We start from the raw sequence: 21,633 nt of genomic DNA, 5'->3' as shown, positions 1-21,633 counted from the left end.
TGAGTTATTAATGAAACTGCTTGCCTTTGTTATAGGATTATGCTTTATAATAGGATGCTCGTCTGTTAAAGTTCAGCACGGCGGTAACTATTCTGCAAAAGTGCAGGACCATCCTTCTGCAGCTGACAGATTAGAAAGCTTCGATACTTCCAGGCTCCACAGAACCAGGGATAAAAAAGTTATCATAGGCGGCGATACGATCATCGCGCATGCCCAAATACGTATTTATACAGAACAGAGCAAAGGTAAGGGCTTAAAAGAGTACATTCAGGCCGGATCACGTATGCCTATTAATGAATATGATTATAACCTGAACGAGGATGTTTACAGTTATAAGCAATTTTATCCTAATGGCGCCCTTAAACAAAAAGGAAAAAGGTGCTGGTATGGCTTTTATGTTGGTAAATGGTATTATTATGATAATAAAGGCAAGTTAACCAATACTGCTGATTTTGATGATGACTATGCTTTTACCTGGGAAGATATTTTAAAATTTTGTTTAAAGCGAAATATTTCCTTAAACAAAACCACCAGTGGGCCTGCTACTACAGTTTATAAAAAAATAATAAAGGGTAAAAAACTGTGGATAATAACCTATCCTGATTTTAGTAAAGATGAATATGTAACCCTAATGATTGATGCATATGATGGCAACGTATTAGGTAAGCGGCATGCCCCATTCCCTATAATTAATTCCTGAGCTTAATTATCACTTAATATTGCCGCCCGCTTTCTGCGCCTGTTAGTGCTATGTTTTTTCAAAAAATTATAGGTTAAAGAGAAACCAACGTATTGCGTGCTCCGGCTATTATTGGTACCGTCAAAAAAGTAATAACCTTGTGTAATTGCAACAGTTACCGTTGTAGTAATGTTAAAGTTTATACTATTACATATTTCCGTCATAAAGGCTTGTTTGGCATTAAATATATAACCTGCGCCAAGGCAAAGCCCCTGGTTAAAGCGGCCTTTGGAAAATATGTTTATAGTGGGCCTTAGTTCTATATAATGTGTGGTATCGTTGCCTTTGGCAAGTGAATTTGTTACCCCGGAAGCCAGCCCAAGGTCGAATATACCATAAGTGCGCCCAAATTCTATAGCAGGTGAAAAGCGATTTGCTACACCGCCTTTTGCAGCTACAAAAATATCAGTATTGGCAGATATATAAAAATATTGGGGTTCTTTGTTCTCGCGGGTAGTATCTGATTCTATAACAGTATCCTTCGTAGCGCTGTGTTTAGGAGTTGATCCATGCGAAAAAATCGCCCTGCCTACAGAAGTGCCAACAGCACTTTGAGCAAATAATGTACAAGTAAATAAAACCAATAGTAAAGTAAAGGTTGATCTCATAAATAGGGGATTATTGGATACGATATAATAATTAAAAGTAAAAAAACTTTTCAATGTAGAAAGAAAACATTCGCCATCAAATATACTTTAATATTTATGAGCATGACCGACGAGCAATTTCGTGAAGAATATAAACCGATACATATCCCCGCGCATTATAATGATGCGACTACCGAACAGGACAAAGTGATGTACGCGCTGGCGCAAATTGGCGAAGGCACAGCTTTAGATGTAAATAACGAGCTTAAAAAAAAATCGGCAAATATTGACTCCGCTATAATATTAAAGCAATTGTTTGATACCGGCCATATAAAGGGATCGGTTATTAATGGCGATATGCACTATAATTTAAGTAAAATAACACATGCAAATGATGGCGAAACAGATCCTGGTCTGTTGGCTCCGGGTTTAGATTGATAGATCACGCACCCAATTGTTTTTAGCAGGTATTAATAACTGAAACTTATTATACTTTAAGTTGTTAATTATAAAAACCAATAACATAACACCATGAAAAAATTAAGTTACGTAATGATGATCGCCGTATCGGCTTTGGCTATCCAATCATGCAACCATGGCGCAAAAGACGCCAAATCAACTGCGGATAGTTTGAATAAAACTAAAGATACAACAACGAATGTTGCTGCAACAGGCGGAATAGCTGTAAGCAGTGATGATGCGAAATTTGCTACTGCAGCAGCCAACGGCGGGCTTGCCGAAGTTGCTTTGGGTAAATTGGCCCTAACTAAAACTACCAATGCAGCTATTAAAGATTTTGCGAATATGATGGTTACAGATCATGGTAAAGCTAATGACGAATTGATGGCGATTGCAAAAGCTAAAAACATTACCCTTCCAATGCAACCGGATAGCGCGCACCTGAAAAAAGCGGATGAGCTAAGTAAATTAAGCGAACCTGATTTCAATAAACAATACGTTAGCGCGATGATCGATGGCCACAAAAAGACCTTAGACCTAATGAACAACGAAGCTAAAAATGGTAAAGACAGCACATTAAAAGCTTTTGCTGCTAACACAGCACCTGTTGTACAAAAGCACCTGGATGCTATCAATAAAATAAAAGACAATATGAAATAGGCAAAAGCCTGCTCAATAAAAAAAGCCAGACAATATTGTCTGGCTTTTTTGTTATCTCAGTTTCCCTCTTGAGAGGCAGGATTATGTTCTACACCAAGCTTCTTACAAATAAGATTGTAATAGCCTCGATTTTGAATTTTGCCTTAAGCGTAATAATGCTTTATCTTTTATCTGGCGAACACGTTCGCGGGTTAAGTTAAATTTCTCGCCGATCTCTTCTAAAGAATGTGGCGCGGTACTGTTTAATCCAAAGAATAGTACTAATACTTGCTTTTCGCGTTCAGCTAAAATGCCTAATGAACGTTTAATCTCTTGTGATAATGAATCAATGATCAGATCGCTATCTGTACCGGCATCGCCGCTTTGCAAAACATCTAATAAAGTGTTTTCCTCGCCGGTAATGAAAGGTGCATCTACTGATACGTGACGGCCTGCATTTGATAGCGCGTCCGAAATTTTATCAGCAGTAGTTTCCAAATCCTCAGCCATTTCTTCTGGCGTTGGTTCACGCTCAAATTGCTGCTCCAGTTTAGAGTGCGATTTACGTATTTTACTTAATGATCCTACCTGATTTAGTGGCAAGCGCACAATTCTTGATTGCTCTGCAACTGCAGAAAGAATTGATTGGCGGATCCACCATACGGCGTATGAAATAAATTTAAAACCTTTAGTTTCGTCAAAGCGCCTTGCTGCTTTAATTAATCCTAAGTTGCCTTCATTAATAAGGTCGCCAAGGGTTAATCCCTGGTTCTGATATTGTTTGGCTACTGACACCACAAAACGCAAATTCGTTTTGGTAAGGCGTTCCAAAGCGGCCTGGTCACCCTCGCGGATCTTTTGGGCCAGAATAACTTCTTCCTGCGCAGTTATCAAATCTACCTTTGCAATCTCACTTAAATATTTGTCAAGTGATTGTGATTCGCGGTTGGTAATCGATTGGGTTATCTTTAGTTGTCTCATATTATTCCTGCAAAGGTACTGAAAGTTATGTTGACTGAAGGTAAATTAATGACGTACAGTCGAATTAATGAAAAATTATTCCGAAACTCGCTGTTTGGTCCTGTTATGCCTGCCTATAATCCTGCTGTATGCATAATTTCTGTCAAACGGATTATCTTAAAATATTTTATTAAACGTATAAATCCCCTATAAAGTACCCGCTTTTGTACGGATTTTGTAAAATATAGTTTGCATAATAGTTAAAACATTGTTTAACAATTTGTTCTGATCAATCCATTTAATTAATATTCTAATTGATCGAAACTCGTTGTATCTTTTCATTACGATTTTCATCGTTATGATTCCTGAAGAAGCCGCTTTCGGTAAAATGATCATGCTCGTAAAAATCCTTCCACTGCTCAACCGAATCTACAGCTATGTTTTCTTCAATAATATTCCTTATGGCCATCTCGTACTCAGGCGTAACTATGCCTCTTTCATATTTTGGCAATTCATTTAATTGCTTTTCGGTAATATCAGTAAGTATCACCTTGTCCTCTTCTTCATCAATTTTTGCCAGGCCTATAGGTATCAAAACCTGGTAAGGGTTATCCAGCATTAGCGTGTTTATTTCCATATCGATGATCAGGTAACGCACTTTACGGCTTTCGGGGTCAAATAAAACATCGTCCACATCGCCTATTTTTTCGCCCTGCTCATTCATTACTTCCCAGTCAGTAATATCCGGCTCGCCGGGTACTATTTCAAAATCACTGTATTTTAGTTCTTCCATCACCTTGGTTTAATTAATAAATTGGTACTTAAACAACTTTAAAAGCTAAACTATGTTTTAGTTATATGGCTAAGAGAAAGATCCCTACAGAAAAAGAGCTGAAATCGGCATTAGAGTTCAGGCATACCCGGACTGACCATTTTTCGGGCTTTACCACTAACGTATTGGGGAGCGTGGGCTTTTTGATCGGCAGCATAATGTTTTTTGTGATCTGGATCACCTGGAACCTTTTTGGCGCTCATCCGTTTGATCCATTTCCGTTTCCCATACTGGAGATGGCCGTCTCGTTATTTGCCATTGTACTATCGGTAACCGTATTGATCAACCAAAACCGGCAAAGCCGGATGGACAAAACTCGCCAGCAGGTTGAGTTTGAAGTTAACGTGCGCGCTGAAAACGAAATTACCATGATGCTGAAAATGCTGCATGAGATCCACCAAAAACTAGGTTTAAAAACCGAATCGGATAAAGAGCTGGAAGAAATGAAAGAAGTTACCGATGTAAAACAAATTCACCAAACAATTGATGAAAATCAGTCGGAAAATAAAAGCGAATAGTTTTTTGAAACTGGATTCATAGAATTACTAATGGCCAGGATTATAAAAATCATATAAATTCTTGAAATTCGAGTTCAGATAACAATTGTTAATACTTATCCACACTATTTTTAAAAACCCTTTTCACATATCCATTTTTTCCCTTACATTTGCGGGCTAATTGTTGCTCAGTGAAATCGCTTAGGATATATACTATACCTTTTACGGGTTTAAAGTTAGGCAAGCACCAATTTGAGTTTGATGTTACAGATAGTTTTTTTGATGAGTTTGATTACTCGTTAGTAAAAAAAGGAAATCTGAAATGTGTTGTTGAATTAGAAAAACAGGAAACATTAATTATCCTGAATTTTCATATCACCGGCTACATCGATTTAAATTGCGACCGTTGTTTAGCGCCTTATCCGCAATTGCTGGATATTAAAGAGCAGCAAATAGCTAAGTTTAGCGAGGAAGAAATAGACGAGGATGAAGAAATCATCACGTTAGGTAAAAGTGATCACGAGATCAACATAGCCCCGCTGATATACGAGTATATAAATGTATCGGTACCATTTATAGCTACTTGTGGCGATGAGGGTAACACCGAATATTGTGATAAAGAAATGCTGGACAGCCTTGAAAAGCTTGCCGCTAATAATAATAACGAACAAGAAGATGAGATAGCTGACCCACGGTGGGAAGCGCTCAAAAAAATTAAATAAGATTAATAAAATAAGTTATGCCACATCCAAAGCGCAAAATATCCAAATCAAGAAGAGATAAACGCAGGACCCATTACAAGGCTGTTGCCCCTACTTTAACAACTTGCAGCACTACCGGCGCGGTACACTTGCCACACAGAGCTTATACTGTTGATGGTAACGTTTACTACAATGGTAAACTACTGATTGAAAAAGCAGCCGTAGCCTAAGTAATTTTCTGCAAATGAAGATCGGCTTAGACATTATGGGGGGTGATTTCGCTCCCGAGGCAGCCGTTTTAGGCGCGATATTGGCCCATAAAGCCTTATCCGGCCCAAAGCTTGTGCTTATAGGTGATAAGGACAGCGCCATAAAAATTCTTCAGGAAAACAACTATAGCCCCGATAATTTCGAGTTTGTACATACAACCGAAGTTATTGGCATGGGCGAGCATCCCACAAAAGCCATTGTTCAAAAACCCGATTCAAGTATTAGTGTTGGGTTTAAACTATTGAAGGAAGGTGCCATACAGGCCTTTTCATCAGCTGGTAATACCGGTGCTATGCTTGTTGGTTCCATGTTTAGCATAAAAGCTATACCGGGTGTGTTGCGCCCATCAATTACTTCTATCGTACCACAGCTTAAAGGTGGATTAGGTATCCTGCTTGATGTTGGCGCCAATGCCGATTGCAAACCTGATATGCTGGTTCAGTTTGCCATGCTGGGATCTTTGTATGCAGAATATGTTTACAAAATTGCCAGCCCACGGGTTGGTTTGGTAAACATAGGCGAGGAAGAAGAAAAAGGTAACATCCTTACACAAGCTACATTCCCGTTATTAAAGGCAGCAAGCCATTTAAACTTTGTGGGCAATGTGGAGAGCCGCCATCTGTTTGATGATGTGGCTGATGTAATGGTTTGCGACGGTTTTACGGGCAACACCATCATCAAACTTTCAGAATCATTTTATGAGATTGCGCGTCAAAAAGGTATCAATGATGCTTTTTTTGATATGTTTAATTACGAGCAATATGGTGGTAGCCCAATTTTAGGGGTTAATGGCGCTGTGGTTGTAGGCCACGGAATTTCGCCGCCAGAGGCAATCAAAAATATGGTACTTTTGTCGAAAACAGTATTTGAAAGCGGTGTGGTTGATCAAATCACGCAGGCGTTTCAATAATATAAAATATCTATGAGTAAAATTCATGCCGCTATTACCGCAGTGAATGGTTACGTACCGGATTACATCCTTACTAACGATGAGCTGGCAACAATGGTTGATACCAATGATGAATGGATTGTAAGCCGTACTGGAATTAAAGAGCGGAGAATACAAAAAGGCGAAGGCCTTGGAACATCCGATATGGCAGTCCCCGCTGTTGAGGGTTTATTAAAAAAACGCGGCATCAATGCAGAAGAGATCGATTTGATCATCTTTTGTACTACGACACCTGATATGCCTTTCCCGGCAACGGCAAATATTTTAGGAGATAAGATAGGCGCTAAAAACGCCTGGGGATTTGATCTGCAAGCAGCTTGCTCGGGCTTTTTATTCGGTTTAACTACCGGAGCCCAGTTTATTGAGAGCGGCAAACACAAAAAAGTATTAGTAGTAGGCGCCGACAAAATGTCGTCGATGATAGATTACCAGGACCGTGCTACCTGCATTATTTTTGGTGATGGCGCGGGCTGTGCGCTGCTTGAGCCGGATACTGATGGTTATGGCTTGATTGATTCTGTTTTAAAAAGCGATGGTTCAGGTATTCCGTATCTGCACCAAAAAGCGGGCGGATCATTAAAACCGGCAAGCCATGCCACTGTTGATGCCCGCGAGCATTATGCTTACCAGGAAGGCCAGGCCGTGTTTAAATTTGCGGTTACCAACATGGCCGATGTTGCTGCCGAAGTGATGGAGCGCAACAACCTTGTAGCCGATGATATTGCATGGCTGGTACCACACCAGGCAAACAAACGTATTATTGATGCAACCGCTAACCGTACAGGTGTAAGCGCTGATAAGGTGATCATCAATATTGAAAAATACGGAAATACAACCAATGCAACCATCCCATTGTGTTTATGGGAGTGGGAAACTAAATTTAAAAAAGGCGATAACCTGTTATTTGCTGCCTTTGGTGGCGGCTTTACCTGGGGATCACTTTATTTAAAATGGGCCTATGATGCTGTTTAATACAGCCTTTTGTTATAAACATTATTAAAATTGCATTGTTAAATGCAATACACTAATTATTAAACTATTTAAAATTTGCACATTTGCTTATGCACATTTGCAAATCATTATAGCATTTTAACTAAAACCAAATTCAATTCCTCAGCATGGACATTAAACAAATACAAGACCTAATTCGCTTTGTTGCCAAATCTGGAGTAAACGAAGTTGCTATTGAGCAGAATGAGTTTAAAATTACCATTAAAACTAACCAGGCCGCTACTATAGTTAATGCTACTGTACCTTATGCCCAGCCTTTAGCTGCGGCTGCCGCGCCTGCCCCCGTTGATCCGATTGCGCATGTTGCTGCCGCCGCACCGGCAGCCCCTGCTGCTGATGACACATCAAAATACATTACCGTTAAATCTCCGATGATCGGTACTTTTTATCGTTCAGCAAGCCCGGAAAAACCAATGCTGGTTAATGTTGGCGATGAGATAAGCGAAGGAAATGTACTTTGTATCATCGAAGCGATGAAACTGTTTAACGAGATCGAATCTGAAGTTTCAGGCCGTATTGTTAAAATTTTGGTCGATAATGCTTCGCCTGTTGAGTATGACCAACCGTTGTTTTTAGTTGAGCCTAAATAAGTATTGTCCTTTTATTTGAGGATGAACAACATCTGCTTATTGGTAATATAATTTCATTTAGTTCTTAAAAAAATAGCTATGACATCAATAACCGTAGATGATGTAAAAAATGATCAAACTATGTTTAAAAAAATATTAATAGCTAACCGCGGTGAAATAGCCTTACGAATTATTCGTACCTGTAAGGAAATGGGTATTAAAACTGTAGCTGTTTATTCTACTGCAGATCGCGATAGCCTGCACGTGCGTTTTGCCGATGAGGCTGTATGTATCGGCCCGCCGCCAAGCCGTGATTCTTACTTAAATATTCCTAATATTATTTCAGCCGCTGAATTAACCAATGCCGATGCGATCCATCCTGGTTATGGTTTCTTGTCAGAAAATGCGAAATTTTCAGCTATTTGTGCCGAATACGGTATCAAATTTATAGGAGCTACCGCCGCGCAGATCAATTCTATGGGTGATAAAGCTTCGGCTAAAGATACCATGAAAAAGGCTGGTGTACCTATCGTTCCTGGTTCTGATGGTTTGTTAACCAGTGTAAAAGAAGGTATCGCTATCTCTAAAAAAATAGGTTACCCTGTAATATTGAAAGCAACTGCTGGTGGCGGTGGCCGTGGTATGCGTATTGTTTGGAAAGACGAAGAATTTGAAGCTGCCTGGGATTCAGCCAGGGCAGAATCAGGCGCGGCATTCGGAAACGATGGCATGTACCTTGAAAAATATGTTCAGGATCCACGCCATATCGAAATACAGGTCGTAGGTGATCAATATGGTAAAGTTTGCCATTTGTCTGAACGCGATTGCTCTATACAACGCCGTCACCAAAAATTGGTTGAAGAATCTCCTTCTCCATTCATGACTGAAAAACTTCGTAAAAAAATGGGTGAGGCTGCTATTAAAGGTGCTAAAGCTGTTAAGTATGAAGGAGCCGGTACTGTTGAGTTTTTGGTTGATAAAGACCGAAACTTTTATTTTATGGAAATGAATACCCGTATTCAGGTGGAACACCCGGTTACTGAAGAGGTGATCAACTTCGATTTAATAAAAGAACAAATTAAGGTTGCCGCCGGCATCCCAATATCAGGGAAAAACTACGAGCCCACCATGCATGCTATTGAGTGCCGTATCAATGCCGAAGACCCGTTTAATAACTTCCGCCCTTCACCGGGTAAGATCACTAATTTCCACTCACCTGGTGGTCACGGCGTGCGTATAGATACTCACGTATATACTGGCTATGTTATCCCGCCTAATTACGATTCCATGATAGCAAAGGTTATTTGCGTGGCACAAACCCGCGAAGAAGCACTGAGCACGATGGAACGCGCCTTAAGCGAATTTGTTATCGAGGGTGTTAAAACAACTATTCCTTTCCATTTAAAATTACTGCAGGACCCTAACTTCCGCGCGGGTAATTTTACGACCAAATTTATGGAAACATTTGAATACTCGGAATAATTAAAACTGAAGCGTTCAGTTAAAACGTAAGTAACGTTTTAACGTTATACAGAAGAATTCAACAAAACCAAATGGCCGGACAAGATCTGATAAAAGCAGTAAAGGAAAAAGGTACTACGTTAGAGGCAGAAATGTCTTTCTTCGATCATTTGGAGGCTTTACGCTGGCATTTGATGCGCGCCGCCATAAGTGTTGTTATTTTTACCGGTTTAGCCTGGTATTATTACGATTTTATCTTTAACAAGATCATCATGGCTCCGTTCAGTGGTGATTTTTGGACCTATCGTATGATGTGTAAGTTCGGCAACTCATTTTGCATTACGCACATTAATGGTAACATCATCAATACCGATATGGCGGGCCAGTTTATGATGAAGCTGAACTCAACCATACTAATGGGCATTATTGTAGCTGTGCCTTATATTTTGTGGGAACTATGGCGCTTTATAAAACCAGCCTTGTTGGATAAAGAACGCCGGGCAGCCAGCGGTTTTGTATTTTATGCCTCTATACTTTTTGTTGTCGGTATTTTATTTGGCTATTATGTTATCGCGCCAGAGTCAATTGCATTTTTAGCCGGTTACAGTATTAGCCCTATTATTCAAAACCAGTTCACTATTAGTTCCTACCTATCCATGGTAGCCACCATTACGCTCATTATAGGCATTGTTTTCGAGCTTCCTATCCTTATCTATATCCTGGCTTCCATTGGCATACTAACAGGTACATTTATGCGTAAAACGCGCCGGTATTCTGTTGTGATATTGCTTATCATTGGTGCCATCATATCTCCTTCACCAGATTTTTTAACTACGATGATCGCGACGGTGCCATTATTCGCATTATACGAAGTAGGGATTGTTGTAGCCTCTGTTGTTGAAAAACGCCGCCTTAAAAAGCACGAAGAGATCATGGAGTCCTAATCCGGAAATCTTTTTTTAAATTATACTCCGTAATAAATGAGGGCTTGGCCTCATTTATTTAAGCCAAGGGTTTTGGTTATTCAAATACAATGGCCGAAGCTAAAAATCTAGAGATAAATAAAATAAAATCTGAGTAACTAAGCTGTTACATTTTTCGTTTAAATATCTGTAAGGCATGCTGATGCAGCCACGCTATTGTGGTAATATTAAAAATAGCACTTGTTTAGCTATAGAGAAGGATTTATTGATAAAGATATGTTGCTGACCATTATTTTTTTGTACAAATACATGTGCCCACGGATATTAAAAATGAGCCATATTCAAAGAATAACCGGTAATTTTTAATGATTTTTATTCAAACGGATTCCGCTTCACATTTCATTACTGAAATTTATCCCAATGTTTTTAGCTTCGCCCGGCTTTAAATAAATTACTGTCGGCTATATTTCAAGTTTTATGTTAGAAGTTTTTAACATTTAAATTCTATTGATGTGTAAGGAAGAATCAACGTTTACAGCAGGTTTTATGTGATCATATTACGAAAAGTTAAAGCCATGTTAATTTGTTAGTAACTTTTGAGTTTGTTAACACGTAGAAACGAGAAATTTAATACATCGTAAATAGATAAGATAATTGCTTATTGCGTACCAACCAACTTTAACATGAAAAAAATTTACTTTTTAACGGTCTTATTATTCACACTCTTTTTGGCTGTCTGCAAGGCAGATGATTACCAGCCGGGTTACATCATCTTAAAAGATGGTAAACAAGTTAGTGGCTTAATTAAGCTCTATAAAAATGCGCCATGGAAAAACCAGCGTTTTATTTGGTTTAAAGATTCTGCCGCATATGCCGCTGATCCTAAAACTCATGCAAAAAAATATTTTTCATCTCAGATGAAATCCTACCAGGTTGGGTCGCGCACATTTGTACGTGTACATTACATTGATCAGTCTTATATCAATCTAAGAACATTGGTTAACAACTACCACATGTTAGAGCGTGTGTCAAACGGCCGTATTGTATCTTATATATATTATTCTTATCCTCCTGAAATATTTGATTTTGGCGATAAAACAGGCGAACGAACAGAAGTTGCTAACGATGGCCAATCAATCAAATACAGAATATTATTTAAAAAAGATGGTGCTAAGCATTTCCACAACGCGTATGGTTATGGCTTATCAGCATATTTTAAAGATACTCCGCAGGTACTGCAAAAATATCATGACGGATCATACGGCAACGAACCAACTGTTGACGGCGCTTCCTTATATGACAGGATCGCAACGCTTTGCAAGCGTACGATCTTCACTTCTCAAAAAGAATCTAAAGGTATTATAGCTGCATTTAATGATTACGATCATATCAATAATCCGGAGCTTGACCAGCCAACTCCAAACGCAATTGCTCATTTTAAACCATATATATTTAAAGGTACTGTAATCAACAGTACATTACACACACCTGAGACAGATGTTACTATAACTTATGTTGATTCATTAACACAACAAACAGTTAAACAAACCTTAACAGATGTAAATGGTGTATATCAGTTCCTGGTAGAAAATAATCGTCCATTTAGCATCAGGGTTGAGAAAAAGGGCTTTATCACTAAAAGCTTAGCACAAGGCGCAGGTGTAGGTGCCAATTCAATTAATGGTGCTGCAATTGGTGCAGGCCAGGGAGTTGGTTCAGGCTTTGCTGCAAACAACGGTTCTGCTACTGGAAATGGTTCAGGTTCGTCAGCAGGTAATTTGAACAATGGTTCAGTATCTGGTAATGGAAACAGTTCTGGTTCATCGACAGGTAATTCAAATACAGGTTCAGCATCAGCAATGAATTCGGGCGCATATGCCACGAGCGGCATGTCTGCTGACGGTATGGGTTCGGGATCAGCTACAGGCGGTACATTTTTAAGCCCGGCTGTTAGCCTGGAGCCAATTATGTCACAACAATCGTCAATGGCGGCTAATCCGGGCATCGATGGCAACGGCCAGTCAGTTGTTATGGAAAACAAAATCCTGTATGATTTTGGCCACGCAAGCTTAAGAGCAGAAGCCATACCTGTACTTGACTCATTGGTTAAGCAATTACAAGATCAGCCTAAATTAACAGTTATACTTACAGCGCATACAGATTCAGTAGGCAGCGACGCTTACAACTTGAAATTGTCACAGGAAAGAGCTAAACTATGCTCTGAGTACTTGATCAGAAAAGGCATCAGCAATGCGCGTATCTCGGCAATAGGTTATGGAAAAGCTAAACCAATTGCTCCCAACACATTGCCAAATGGCCAGGATAATCCAGACGGCAGGCAGTTAAACAGGCGTGTGGAATTTACAGTAAAAGAAACCGACACCAGGATGACTAAATTAGCTCAGAACTAATAGTAGTTAAAAAAAATAATTGAGGCCTTCCGTATTACGGAGGGCTTTTTTTTGGTCTAATTTATATGTAACTTTATTGATACAATTGGTTAATTAGCTGATTTGGTAACACATTTGTACATCAAAGTCGTTTAAAAGGCGTAATGAAAAATAAAGGCATAAATGGATTTAACTGGCAAGTAATGTTTTTGCTGCTTGTTTATGTTTTTATAACTGCAACGCATATTTTGCTGCTGGCTCCGCATGGCGGAGGCGATTATTCTGTAAAAATTACTCACGCTGCCGTTGTTAAAAATAACGCTGTTGCTTCAGCAATACCGGTTATTTTCCAGATCAGGCGCATTGATAAATGCACAATTGATGAAAAAACGCTGTCGTTTGCTGCTGTATGTTTTGTTTTAGGCAACTCTTTTTTACTGCTTATTTTATTTTTTGATGCTTTAAAGCGTAAAAAAACTCTTTTTGCATGGGATTCTTATAAATTCCAAAACAAACAATACGCTTACTTAACACTCTGCACCTTCCGGATCTGATATTTTATTTCTGCCGATTAAACAATCCATGCGCAGAAAAACTCCAAAGATTTATCAGAACAGGGCATTAAAAAACATGCCTTTAATTTCCATAACAACTTTATTTATCCGATAGTTTATAAGCATAATTAAGCTTGTAACTAGCTGTAAGTGATTTATTTAACAAAATCATGCATATTTTAAAAAAATGCTTTTGCGCGCTGCTGTTATTTACTATGGCTTTAGCCTCAAATGCACAGCAACCTGCCATAACGCTAAGGCAATTATTAAACAGCGTTGATCAAAGGGCGCCGCAACTGATCACCGATTCAGCGGCAATAAAAATAAGGCAGGACCAGGCGGCTGAAACGCGCAGCAACTGGTTGCCCGATCTTAATTTAAATTACCAGGCCGATATTGGCTCCAGCAATAACGTAACCGGGCCATATTTTGGCTTTGGTGTTATTCCTTCAAGTTCTGGTGGTATTCATAGCACAAGCGTTAACACTGCCATGTCAGATAACCTGGGTATAGCCGAATTGAACTGGGAAGTTTACAATTTCGGCAAATATGGCGCGCAAAACAAGGTTGCCAATTCGGATGTGACCGTTCAGCAAAACCAATACGCGCAATCAAAATATGATCTGCGGGCTTATACCATCAGCAATTATTTGCAATTGCTGCGTTTGCAGGATTTATTAAGCATTCAGTTCCGGAATGTAGATCGCACACAGCAAATCTTACGCTCCATCATGTCGCTGGCTAAAAGCGGTGTGAGGGCCGGTGTTGATACCAGCATCGCGCAAGCTGAACTATCCAAAGCACGGTTAAATTATATCGAAGTGGTTAACCAGCTTAAACAAGTACAATTGCAGCTTTCATCGGTTAGCGGTTTTCCGTATCAATCAATTTTGCCGGATACCACAGTTGAGGTAACCTTAATTGGTCAGCCCAGCGCTAACTTATTCCCTGTTGATACCAGTAATCATCCATTGATTAATTACTACCGTTCTGTGTATCAAAATAACCTGCAACGCGAGGATTTGGTTAAGAAAATGTATAATCCTAAGATCTCGCTCCTGGCTGCAGCGTGGGGACGGGCTTCAAGTGTGGATGATGCCGGGCAGTATAACAGCCTTTCATCAGGCTACGGTTATCAGCGAGGTAATTACCTGGTAGGGATCGGTATATCCTATAACCTGTTTGATCTTCGCCGCAGGCAATTAAAATTGCGCACGCAGCAAGCCAGCACCGATTACTCGCTTAAAAAATTGCAGGAACAACAGCAGTTGCTGGATGTTAGCGCCAACCAGGCAGATGTTGAAATGGAAACAGCTATAAACAGGTTGAAGGAAATTCCTAAACAGCTTAAAGCGGCGAATGATAGTTATAGACAAAATCTATCGCTTTATAAAAATGGATTGTCAGATATTATAACGTTGGATGCTTCGCTGAATATTCTTTATCGTGCTGAGACGGATTACATGCAGGCCAAATATGATTACTCGAATGCGCTTTTCCAAAAAGCCATTACCGAGAACCAGGTAAATACAGTTTTAAACTTATTAAAATAATTAACTATGTCAATGGTCACATCCGCACTGAAAAGGCCTATCACCGTTATTGTGATAACCGCGAGCCTTTTAATTTTTGCAGTGCTCAGTGCAATCAATATACCGATAGATATTTTCCCGAAGCTTAACCTTCCTACAATTTATGTAATCGAATCATACGGTGGCATGTCGCCGCAGCAAATGGAGGGCTTTTTTGCCACCGGTTTGCAAAACCAGTTTTTATATGTTGATGGAGTAAAAAACATCAGCAGTAAAAGCATACAGGGTTTAACTATTGTAAAGATCTCATTTTACGAAAGCACCAATATGGCCGAAGCCTCGGCACAGGTAGCCTTGCAGGTCAACCGTGCGCAAAGTTTCTTTCCGCCGGGGGCATTGCCACCCCAGGTGATCAGGTATGACGCGTCATCCTTACCCGTTGGTGAATTGGTTCTGGATAGTAAAACAGAGAACCTGAAGGATATTTACGATTTGGCGGCAACACGCATCCGCCCGATGTTTGCTACTATTCCGGGTTTATCAGCTCCGCCGCCATTTGGCTCCAATGCCCGGTCTATTATCCTCAGCATCGACCCTGATAAATTGCGCAGCTTTAATTTAACGCCGGATCAGGTGGTAGATGCTTTAGCCAAATACAACGTAATGGCACCATCAGGCAACATCAGGATAGATAACACGATGTTTTTAACCACGATGAACTCGCTGATCAAAAGCTCGGACAACTTTGGTAACATCCCGGTTATCACTAAAAATGGGGTGCCTATCTACATTAAAGACCTGGCCCGTGTTACCGATGCTGCAGATATTACCGTGGATTACGCGCTTATTAACGGCAAGCGCTCGGTTTATATCCCGGTTGTTAAAACAGCTTCGGCTTCAACCTGGTCGGTAGTGCAGAATTTAAAAAGCAAATTACCCGAAATGCAAAATTTGCTGCCGAACGATGTAAAGATTTCTTATGAGTTTGACCAATCTGTAGCGGTGGTAAACTCCGTAAAAAGCTTAATGACTGAAGGTGGCCTGGGCGCTTTACTAACCGGCTTAATGGTGCTGCTTTTTCTGCGCGACTGGCGAAGCAGTTTAATTGTGGTGATCACGATTCCTGTTTCTATATTAATAGGTGTTTTATTGTTAAGCTTATTCGGGCAGACGATCAATATCATGACTTTGAGTGGTTTGGCGCTTGCCATTGGTATCCTCGTCGACCAGGCAACGGTGACCATTGAAAACATTCACCAGCATTTGGAAATGGGGAAACCCAAACGAAAAGCCATTTTTGATGCCTGCGAAGAGATCTCGTTCCCTTTATTACTGATATTGCTATGTATCCTCGCGGTATTTGCACCATCATTTATGATGAATGGTGTACCTAAAGCCATGTTTTTGCCGCTTTCCATGTCGATAGGTTTAACGATGATCGTATCGTACATATTAGCGCAAACCTTGGTGCCGATATTGAGTAACTGGATGATTAAGGCTGAACGTTACCAATATCATCATGGCAAGCCGCATGCGCATGCCGGCGAAGATTTTAACGTGATGGAACAAGCCCAGATCAATGAGCACTTGGAAAAAGAAGAAAAAGAACCCGAGAATAACGATTTTTTAGAACGGGTAAAACTTCGATTTATCCTGATTTTGGATAAGCTGATGCCGAGGAAAAAATCTATTATTCTGGTTTATTTGGTTGTGGTTATCGGTTTGGCCGCAGTTGGCTTTGTGATCATTGGTAAGGATATGATGCCAAAACTGAACAACGGGCAATTCCAGGTTCGGCTTGATGAACCGCAGGGTACTCGCCTTGAAGTTACCGAAGATAAGTTTAAAGAGGTTTTACAGATCATCGATAAAACAGTAAATCATCATGTAAAGATCACATCGGGATATATTGGTTTGGTGCCGAGCAGCTTCGGTAGCAGTAACCTATATGTATTTAACACAGGCACGCACGAAGCCGTTTTACAGGTAAACCTTGACGAGGATTACCATATAAATATGGATGACCTGAAAGATGCTTTGCGTAAAAACATCGCCGCCGCTATACCTGAAATGACTATTAGCTTTGAGCCCATCGACATGACGGAGAAGATAATGAGCCAGGGTGCGAACACACCAATTGAGGTGCAGGTTGCCGGGAAGGATCTGCAACAGATAAAAACCTATAGTGATAAGGTTTTGGCCAAGTTGAAAAAGATCCCATACTTGCGCGATGTGCAGATCAATCAGCCATTGGATTACCCGGTGATCGCCATAACGCTTGACCGTTTAAAGATCTCACAACTAGGGTTAAATGTAAGTGATGTAGCACGGTCGGTTACGGCGAGTACTTCCTCAAGCCGTTATACAACCAAAAATTTATGGCTGGATGAGAACAACTCCTATACCTACCAGGTACAGGCCGAAATACCGGAATATGCCATGAATTCGATGAGCGCTTTGCAAGAGATCCCGCTGGTAAAAGGCCAAAGCAGCCCAACATTAGCTGATGTTGCTACCTTTAAACAGGTTTACACCCCTGCTGAATATGACCGTACCGGCCCGCGGCGATATATTACCATTAGTGCCAATATCAGTAAAAAAGATTTGGGTACATCAACCACCGATGTGCAGAAGGTGGTAAAATCATTAGGCACACCGCCAAAGGGATTAGTGGCAACCATTGAGGGTATGTCGAACTTATTGACGGATACCTTAACCAGTTTGCAAAACGGCCTGGCGTTCGCCATTTTGGTCATCTTTTTGCTGTTGGCGGCAAATTATCAGTCGTTCAAATTATCACTTACTGTTTTGGTAACTATTCCGGCGGTAATTTTAGGTTCTATAACCGCGTTGCTGCTTACCGGGTCAACCCTAAATCTGCAATCCTATATGGGGATGATCATGTCAACCGGAGTATCGGTTGCCAACGCGATATTGATTGTAACCAACGCCGAGTACCTGCGGCTTGAGTTTAAGGATTCCACCCGTGCCGCGGTAACCAGTGCATCCATCAGGCTAAGGCCGATACTGATGACCAGTTTTGCTATGATAGCGGGGATGATCCCGATGGCATCAGGTATGGGCGAGGCAGGCGAGCAATCAGCGCCATTGGGGCGTGCGGTTATTGGCGGTTTGGCAGCTTCAACATTGGCGGCATTATTTATACTGCCATTGCTATTCGCCTGGATCCAGGAAAAAACAACATTTGATGAACCATCATTAATGCCGGAAAGTAACACAGAAATTGAAAATTTAAATCCTATTGCATCATGAAATATCTGATCTTTTTAATAATATCATGCTTATTGTTAACAGCTTGCGGCGGAAACCAAAAACCGGTTGACCTTACAGCGCAATCTGCATCGTCAACCAATAAATATCAGTACGGAAATGTATCTGAAAAAACAATGTCAACATCGGCGCAGTTACCGGGCCAGTTGGTGCCATTTAACGAAGTAAATATTTTCCCGAAAGTAAACGGCTTTGTAAAACAGCTGTTTGTGGATCGCGGATCGATCGTTAGAAAAGGCCAGTTGCTGGTAATTTTAGAAGCACCCGAAATGGAATCGCAATTAGCGGCCGCAGCCTCGCAATACGACCAGGCTAAGGAAAATGCAGAAGCCAGTAAAGAAAAATATGCCCGTTTAAAAGAAGCGGCCCAGGAACCAGGTTCGGTATCACCATTAGATTTAGATAATGCCCAGGCCAAAATGAAGGCCGACCAGGCCATGGTTAAGGCGCAAGCATCCAATGTGCAATCGGTTAAAACCATGAATTCTTACCTGCGTATTTCTGCTCCTTTTGACGGGATGATCATTCAGCGTAATGTATCTCCCGGCGCATTGGTTGCACCCGGCAAAACAACTGATCAACCGATGCTGGTTTTGCAGGATATCCATAAAATGAGGCTTACAGTTTCTATCCCGGAGGATTATGTAGATAAGGTTGATCTTACAAAACCGGTATCCTTTGTATTTAATGCTATGCCGGGCCAAACGCAAACAGCTAAGATAAGCCGGTCGGCAAATTCGCTGGGCAGCATGCAACAGGAAGCCATTGAGATTGACGTTGAAAACAAAAACGGCCAGCTAAAACCGGGCATGTACGCCGAAGTGAATATTCCTATGCTTTCCGGCGCACAGTCACTGGTTGTGCCTAATTCAGCTATAATCCGTTCAACAGAGCGCGAATATGTTATTAAGGATAGTTTAGGAAAAGCAAGTTTAGTAAATATTAAAGAAGGTTTGGCAGGCAACAATGCTACTGAAGTATTCGGTGACCTGAAACCTAATGATAAGATCTTGATCCACGCCTCAGATGAGATCAAGCAGGGCGATCCTGTTGAATAATCGAGTTTTTGTTTTTTTTACCAGGGCGGCCCGTTAAGGGCCGTTTTGGTTTTTATTGAATTAATGCAAATCATTTAAGATATTAGATGGCTGGTTTAACTATCAATCTGTCAAAATAAAAAAATAATGATCCGTTGGGGAGTAATAGGTTGCGGTCGGATTGCGCACCGTTTTATGCAAGGCTTAAAAGAAGTACCAGGTACAGAATTTACAGGTGCGTGGTCGCGGCGGCAGGAAACAGTAGATACCTTTATTGAGCAATACGGAGGCATTGGTTTTGAGAGTGTAGAAGAGTTGTTGAATAACGATATAGATGCTGTCTATGTCGCTACATTACCTGATAGTCATCATCTATATTGTATTTTAGCGCTTATTGCGGGTAAGCATGTTTTGTGTGAAAAGCCCGCTGCACTCAATTTGCTAACGTTGGAAAGTGTGCTGGAAGTAGCAAAAGAAAAGAACCTGTTGTTTATGGAGGGGATGAAACCACCATTTTTTCCACTCTATAAAAAGCTAAAAGAATATTTAGAAACAGATCCTATTGGCGAGGTGGGCTATGTGCGGGCGGGATCATCGGTCGCCGATATCAGTCCTGATCATCCAAACTTTAGTTACGACCTTGCAGGAGGCGCTGTTATGGGTATAGGTATTTACGAAGCGTACCTGGCTGTAGAATGGTTAGGCAATACCAAACAGGTACAGGCGATGGGTAGGTTTGGCGAAAATAAGATCGACATGTTCACGATATTTCAAACCGAGCATGAAAAAGGATATGGACAATTTTATTGCGGCTTTGACCTGCATGGCAAAGGTGACGCGCTGATCTGCGGAACGCTTGGCAATATAACCATCCATAAAAACTGGTGGAACCCGGCTAAGGCAACTATTAATTATTTAGATGGACGTGTTATGGAATTGGATGTTCCGTTTACAGCAGGTGGGTTAAATTATGAAACTGCGCATTTTTGCGAATTGATTAAAGCGGGTTTAACCGAGAGCCCGGTGATCACTCATGAAATGTCGCGACAAATGATAGCAATGCTGGACAGTGCCCGGGGAATTATTGGTTTAAAATTTAAGGGTGAATAAGATCACCACACAAATTTGATGTAAAAGCATTTATAGTATATGAAGATAGCCACTTACAATGTAAACGGTGTTAATGGCCGGTTGCCGGTTTTACTGCGCTGGCTGGAAGAAACGCAGCCTGATGTTGCATGCCTGCAGGAATTAAAGGCACCGCAGGAAAAATTCCCGGAGCAGGCAATAAAGGATGCAGGTTATAATGCCATATGGCATGGACAAAAAAGCTGGAATGGGGTAGCAATACTTGCCCGTAATGCACAGATCAGGGAAGTAAGACGCGTATTGCCCGGCGACCCGGAAGATGAGCATAGCCGGTATATAGAAGCAATTGTAAATGATATTACCATTGGTTGCCTTTACCTGCCAAACGGTAACCCTGCGCCGGGGCCTAAATTTGATTACAAGCTCCGCTGGTTCGAACGGTTGAAATTACACGCTGCGGATCTGCTGGCGTCAAACAAACCGATAGTGATCACCGGTGATTATAACGTTATGCCAACCGATCTGGACGTTTACAAGCCGGAAAGATGGGTTGAGGATGCTTTATTCCGCCCGGAAACGAGGGCGGCTTTTCATTCTTTAGTTGCTCAGGGATGGACGGATGCTATCCGTAAACTTTACCCGGATCAAAAAATTTATACATTTTATGATTATTTCAGAAATGCCTATAGCCGTGATGCAGGTTTAAGGATTGATCACTTTTTGTTAAGCCCGGAATTGGATAAAAAATTGTTAGCCGGCGGCGTTGACAAGAATGTAAGGGGATGGGAAAAAACAAGCGATCATGCGCCCGTGTGGATCGAATTGGCAGATATTTAAAAATAAGGTTAAAAAAATAAGGCCTCCTTACACTCGCTGTTTGGAGGCCTAAACCTAAACCTTATCACAATAAGCAGGCAAGAACGCCTGCTGTATGAAGCAACAAAGTTAAGATATTTTTTTTAAAATCAATATTAGAAAATGATTAAGATTGAAATGAACACCATTATAATGAATTGAGGTTGAGAATGTTGTAATTTCGTTTAGCGAAATATTTGCGTTTTATTAGCTCATTTTATCTTTTTATTATCAGCATTTATTGGAAAGTAGATAAAAGGATAAATAATTTATTTTATTAGCTGCTAA

21 protein-coding genes are annotated in these 21,633 nt (G+C 40.6%); 18 read left to right on the top strand and 3 right to left on the bottom strand.

The window, feature by feature from the left end; translation table 11 throughout:
* Positions 1-10 precede the first annotated feature (10 nt).
* Entirely contained in the window at positions 11-700 is a 690-nt protein-coding gene (locus ACYZ0U_RS00465) for a hypothetical protein (protein WP_461448680.1), read from the top strand.
* A gap of 2 nt (positions 701-702) precedes the next feature.
* On the opposite strand, the gene ACYZ0U_RS00460 is transcribed toward ACYZ0U_RS00465, so the two are convergent.
* Entirely contained in the window at positions 703-1,347 is a 645-nt protein-coding gene (locus ACYZ0U_RS00460; protein WP_461448678.1) for a hypothetical protein, read from the bottom strand.
* Positions 1,348-1,449: 102 nt separating this feature from the next.
* Here ACYZ0U_RS00460 and ACYZ0U_RS00455 point away from each other — a divergent pair, with 102 nt between their 5' ends.
* Together ACYZ0U_RS00455 and ACYZ0U_RS00450 are read left to right on the top strand one after the other, a co-directional pair.
* Positions 1,450-1,764: a hypothetical protein gene (locus tag ACYZ0U_RS00455; RefSeq protein WP_461448676.1), complete on the top strand. Its 315-nt coding sequence runs from the start codon at positions 1,450-1,452 to the stop codon at positions 1,762-1,764.
* Between the two features lie 93 nt (positions 1,765-1,857).
* Complete coding sequence (locus ACYZ0U_RS00450; RefSeq protein ID WP_461448674.1) at positions 1,858-2,445, top strand: DUF4142 domain-containing protein; 588 nt, start codon at positions 1,858-1,860, stop codon at positions 2,443-2,445.
* A gap of 102 nt (positions 2,446-2,547) precedes the next feature.
* On the opposite strand, the gene ACYZ0U_RS00445 is transcribed toward ACYZ0U_RS00450, so the two are convergent.
* Both ACYZ0U_RS00445 and ACYZ0U_RS00440 read right to left on the bottom strand, forming a co-directional pair.
* A complete protein-coding gene (locus ACYZ0U_RS00445; RefSeq protein ID WP_461448672.1) occupies positions 2,548-3,405 on the bottom strand; it encodes a sigma-70 family RNA polymerase sigma factor in 858 nt (285 codons plus the stop codon).
* 289 nt (positions 3,406-3,694) lie between these two features.
* Entirely contained in the window at positions 3,695-4,177 is a 483-nt protein-coding gene (locus ACYZ0U_RS00440; RefSeq protein WP_461448670.1) for a PRC-barrel domain-containing protein, read from the bottom strand.
* A 65-nt stretch (positions 4,178-4,242) separates the two neighbouring features.
* On the opposite strand from ACYZ0U_RS00440, the gene ACYZ0U_RS00435 reads away from it, so the two are divergent.
* The 15 genes from ACYZ0U_RS00435 to xth all read left to right on the top strand — a co-directional run bounded on the left by ACYZ0U_RS00435 (position 4,243) and on the right by xth (position 21,327).
* Complete coding sequence (locus tag ACYZ0U_RS00435) at positions 4,243-4,734, top strand: DUF1003 domain-containing protein (RefSeq protein WP_461448668.1); 492 nt, start codon at positions 4,243-4,245, stop codon at positions 4,732-4,734.
* Positions 4,735-4,904: 170 nt separating this feature from the next.
* Positions 4,905-5,435 carry a YceD family protein gene (locus tag ACYZ0U_RS00430; RefSeq protein WP_461448666.1) on the top strand — a complete coding sequence of 177 codons (531 nt, stop codon included), beginning with the start codon at positions 4,905-4,907 and terminating at the stop codon, positions 5,433-5,435.
* A gap of 17 nt (positions 5,436-5,452) precedes the next feature.
* Positions 5,453-5,644, top strand: a complete 192-nt coding sequence (gene rpmF / locus ACYZ0U_RS00425) for a 50S ribosomal protein L32 (RefSeq protein ID WP_158990824.1) — start codon at positions 5,453-5,455, stop codon at positions 5,642-5,644.
* A 14-nt stretch (positions 5,645-5,658) separates the two neighbouring features.
* Complete coding sequence (plsX, locus tag ACYZ0U_RS00420; RefSeq protein WP_461448664.1) at positions 5,659-6,594, top strand: phosphate acyltransferase PlsX; 936 nt, start codon at positions 5,659-5,661, stop codon at positions 6,592-6,594.
* A gap of 12 nt (positions 6,595-6,606) precedes the next feature.
* The gene (locus ACYZ0U_RS00415) at positions 6,607-7,605 is read left to right on the top strand and encodes a beta-ketoacyl-ACP synthase III (protein WP_461448662.1); all 999 of its coding nucleotides are present in this window, start codon (positions 6,607-6,609) and stop codon (positions 7,603-7,605) included.
* 146 nt (positions 7,606-7,751) lie between these two features.
* Entirely contained in the window at positions 7,752-8,234 is a 483-nt protein-coding gene (accB, locus tag ACYZ0U_RS00410) for an acetyl-CoA carboxylase biotin carboxyl carrier protein (protein WP_461448660.1), read from the top strand.
* A gap of 120 nt (positions 8,235-8,354) precedes the next feature.
* On the top strand, positions 8,355-9,695 hold the full coding sequence (gene accC / locus ACYZ0U_RS00405) for an acetyl-CoA carboxylase biotin carboxylase subunit (RefSeq protein WP_461449982.1): 1,341 nt from the start codon (positions 8,355-8,357) through the stop codon (positions 9,693-9,695).
* Positions 9,696-9,766: 71 nt separating this feature from the next.
* Positions 9,767-10,618 carry a twin-arginine translocase subunit TatC gene (gene tatC, locus ACYZ0U_RS00400; protein WP_461448658.1) on the top strand — a complete coding sequence of 284 codons (852 nt, stop codon included), beginning with the start codon at positions 9,767-9,769 and terminating at the stop codon, positions 10,616-10,618.
* A gap of 662 nt (positions 10,619-11,280) precedes the next feature.
* Complete coding sequence (locus ACYZ0U_RS00395) at positions 11,281-13,008, top strand: OmpA family protein (RefSeq protein ID WP_461448656.1); 1,728 nt, start codon at positions 11,281-11,283, stop codon at positions 13,006-13,008.
* A gap of 143 nt (positions 13,009-13,151) precedes the next feature.
* Positions 13,152-13,541 carry a hypothetical protein gene (locus ACYZ0U_RS00390; protein ID WP_461448654.1) on the top strand — a complete coding sequence of 130 codons (390 nt, stop codon included), beginning with the start codon at positions 13,152-13,154 and terminating at the stop codon, positions 13,539-13,541.
* Between the two features lie 170 nt (positions 13,542-13,711).
* On the top strand, positions 13,712-15,094 hold the full coding sequence (locus ACYZ0U_RS00385; protein WP_461448652.1) for a TolC family protein: 1,383 nt from the start codon (positions 13,712-13,714) through the stop codon (positions 15,092-15,094).
* A 12-nt stretch (positions 15,095-15,106) separates the two neighbouring features.
* Entirely contained in the window at positions 15,107-18,346 is a 3,240-nt protein-coding gene (locus ACYZ0U_RS00380; RefSeq protein WP_461448650.1) for an efflux RND transporter permease subunit, read from the top strand.
* Positions 18,343-19,422 (top strand): efflux RND transporter periplasmic adaptor subunit, encoded by a 1,080-nt coding sequence (locus tag ACYZ0U_RS00375; RefSeq protein WP_461448648.1) that lies wholly within the window; start codon positions 18,343-18,345, stop codon positions 19,420-19,422. Before ACYZ0U_RS00380 ends, ACYZ0U_RS00375 begins: the two co-directional genes overlap by 4 nt.
* A 126-nt stretch (positions 19,423-19,548) precedes the next feature.
* On the top strand, positions 19,549-20,511 hold the full coding sequence (locus tag ACYZ0U_RS00370) for a Gfo/Idh/MocA family protein (RefSeq protein WP_461448646.1): 963 nt from the start codon (positions 19,549-19,551) through the stop codon (positions 20,509-20,511).
* Positions 20,512-20,550: 39 nt separating this feature from the next.
* Positions 20,551-21,327 (top strand): exodeoxyribonuclease III, encoded by a 777-nt coding sequence (gene xth, locus ACYZ0U_RS00365; RefSeq protein WP_461448644.1) that lies wholly within the window; start codon positions 20,551-20,553, stop codon positions 21,325-21,327.
* Positions 21,328-21,633 lie beyond the last annotated feature (306 nt).

It is taken from the genome of Mucilaginibacter sp., from assembly GCF_965225845.1.
In the GTDB taxonomy this organism is placed as follows: domain Bacteria; phylum Bacteroidota; class Bacteroidia; order Sphingobacteriales; family Sphingobacteriaceae; genus Mucilaginibacter.
Note: the sequence above shows the minus strand (reverse complement) of the source record. Positions and strands in the feature narration are given on the sequence as shown.

Bases quoted from the DNA above. Each gene is read 5' to 3' on its own strand.
- xth (WP_461448644.1), top strand. From the start codon at position 20,551: ATGAAGATAGCCACTTACAATGTAAACGGTGTTAATGGCCGGTTGCCG.
- ACYZ0U_RS00465 (WP_461448680.1), top strand. From the start codon at position 11: ATGAAACTGCTTGCCTTTGTTATAGGATTATGCTTTATAATAGGATGC.
- accB (WP_461448660.1), top strand. From the start codon at position 7,752: ATGGACATTAAACAAATACAAGACCTAATTCGCTTTGTTGCCAAATCT.
- ACYZ0U_RS00435 (WP_461448668.1), top strand. From the start codon at position 4,243: ATGGCTAAGAGAAAGATCCCTACAGAAAAAGAGCTGAAATCGGCATTA.
- ACYZ0U_RS00395 (WP_461448656.1), top strand. From the start codon at position 11,281: ATGAAAAAAATTTACTTTTTAACGGTCTTATTATTCACACTCTTTTTG.
- ACYZ0U_RS00460 (WP_461448678.1), bottom strand. From the start codon at position 1,347: ATGAGATCAACCTTTACTTTACTATTGGTTTTATTTACTTGTACATTA.
- plsX (WP_461448664.1), top strand. From the start codon at position 5,659: ATGAAGATCGGCTTAGACATTATGGGGGGTGATTTCGCTCCCGAGGCA.
- ACYZ0U_RS00450 (WP_461448674.1), top strand. From the start codon at position 1,858: ATGAAAAAATTAAGTTACGTAATGATGATCGCCGTATCGGCTTTGGCT.
- accC (WP_461449982.1), top strand. From the start codon at position 8,355: ATGTTTAAAAAAATATTAATAGCTAACCGCGGTGAAATAGCCTTACGA.
- ACYZ0U_RS00380 (WP_461448650.1), top strand. From the start codon at position 15,107: ATGGTCACATCCGCACTGAAAAGGCCTATCACCGTTATTGTGATAACC.
- ACYZ0U_RS00385 (WP_461448652.1), top strand. From the start codon at position 13,712: ATGCATATTTTAAAAAAATGCTTTTGCGCGCTGCTGTTATTTACTATG.
- ACYZ0U_RS00455 (WP_461448676.1), top strand. From the start codon at position 1,450: ATGACCGACGAGCAATTTCGTGAAGAATATAAACCGATACATATCCCC.
- ACYZ0U_RS00440 (WP_461448670.1), bottom strand. From the start codon at position 4,177: ATGGAAGAACTAAAATACAGTGATTTTGAAATAGTACCCGGCGAGCCG.
- ACYZ0U_RS00445 (WP_461448672.1), bottom strand. From the start codon at position 3,405: ATGAGACAACTAAAGATAACCCAATCGATTACCAACCGCGAATCACAA.
- ACYZ0U_RS00375 (WP_461448648.1), top strand. From the start codon at position 18,343: ATGAAATATCTGATCTTTTTAATAATATCATGCTTATTGTTAACAGCT.
- ACYZ0U_RS00370 (WP_461448646.1), top strand. From the start codon at position 19,549: ATGATCCGTTGGGGAGTAATAGGTTGCGGTCGGATTGCGCACCGTTTT.
- rpmF (WP_158990824.1), top strand. From the start codon at position 5,453: ATGCCACATCCAAAGCGCAAAATATCCAAATCAAGAAGAGATAAACGC.
- tatC (WP_461448658.1), top strand. From the start codon at position 9,767: ATGGCCGGACAAGATCTGATAAAAGCAGTAAAGGAAAAAGGTACTACG.
- ACYZ0U_RS00415 (WP_461448662.1), top strand. From the start codon at position 6,607: ATGAGTAAAATTCATGCCGCTATTACCGCAGTGAATGGTTACGTACCG.
- ACYZ0U_RS00390 (WP_461448654.1), top strand. From the start codon at position 13,152: ATGAAAAATAAAGGCATAAATGGATTTAACTGGCAAGTAATGTTTTTG.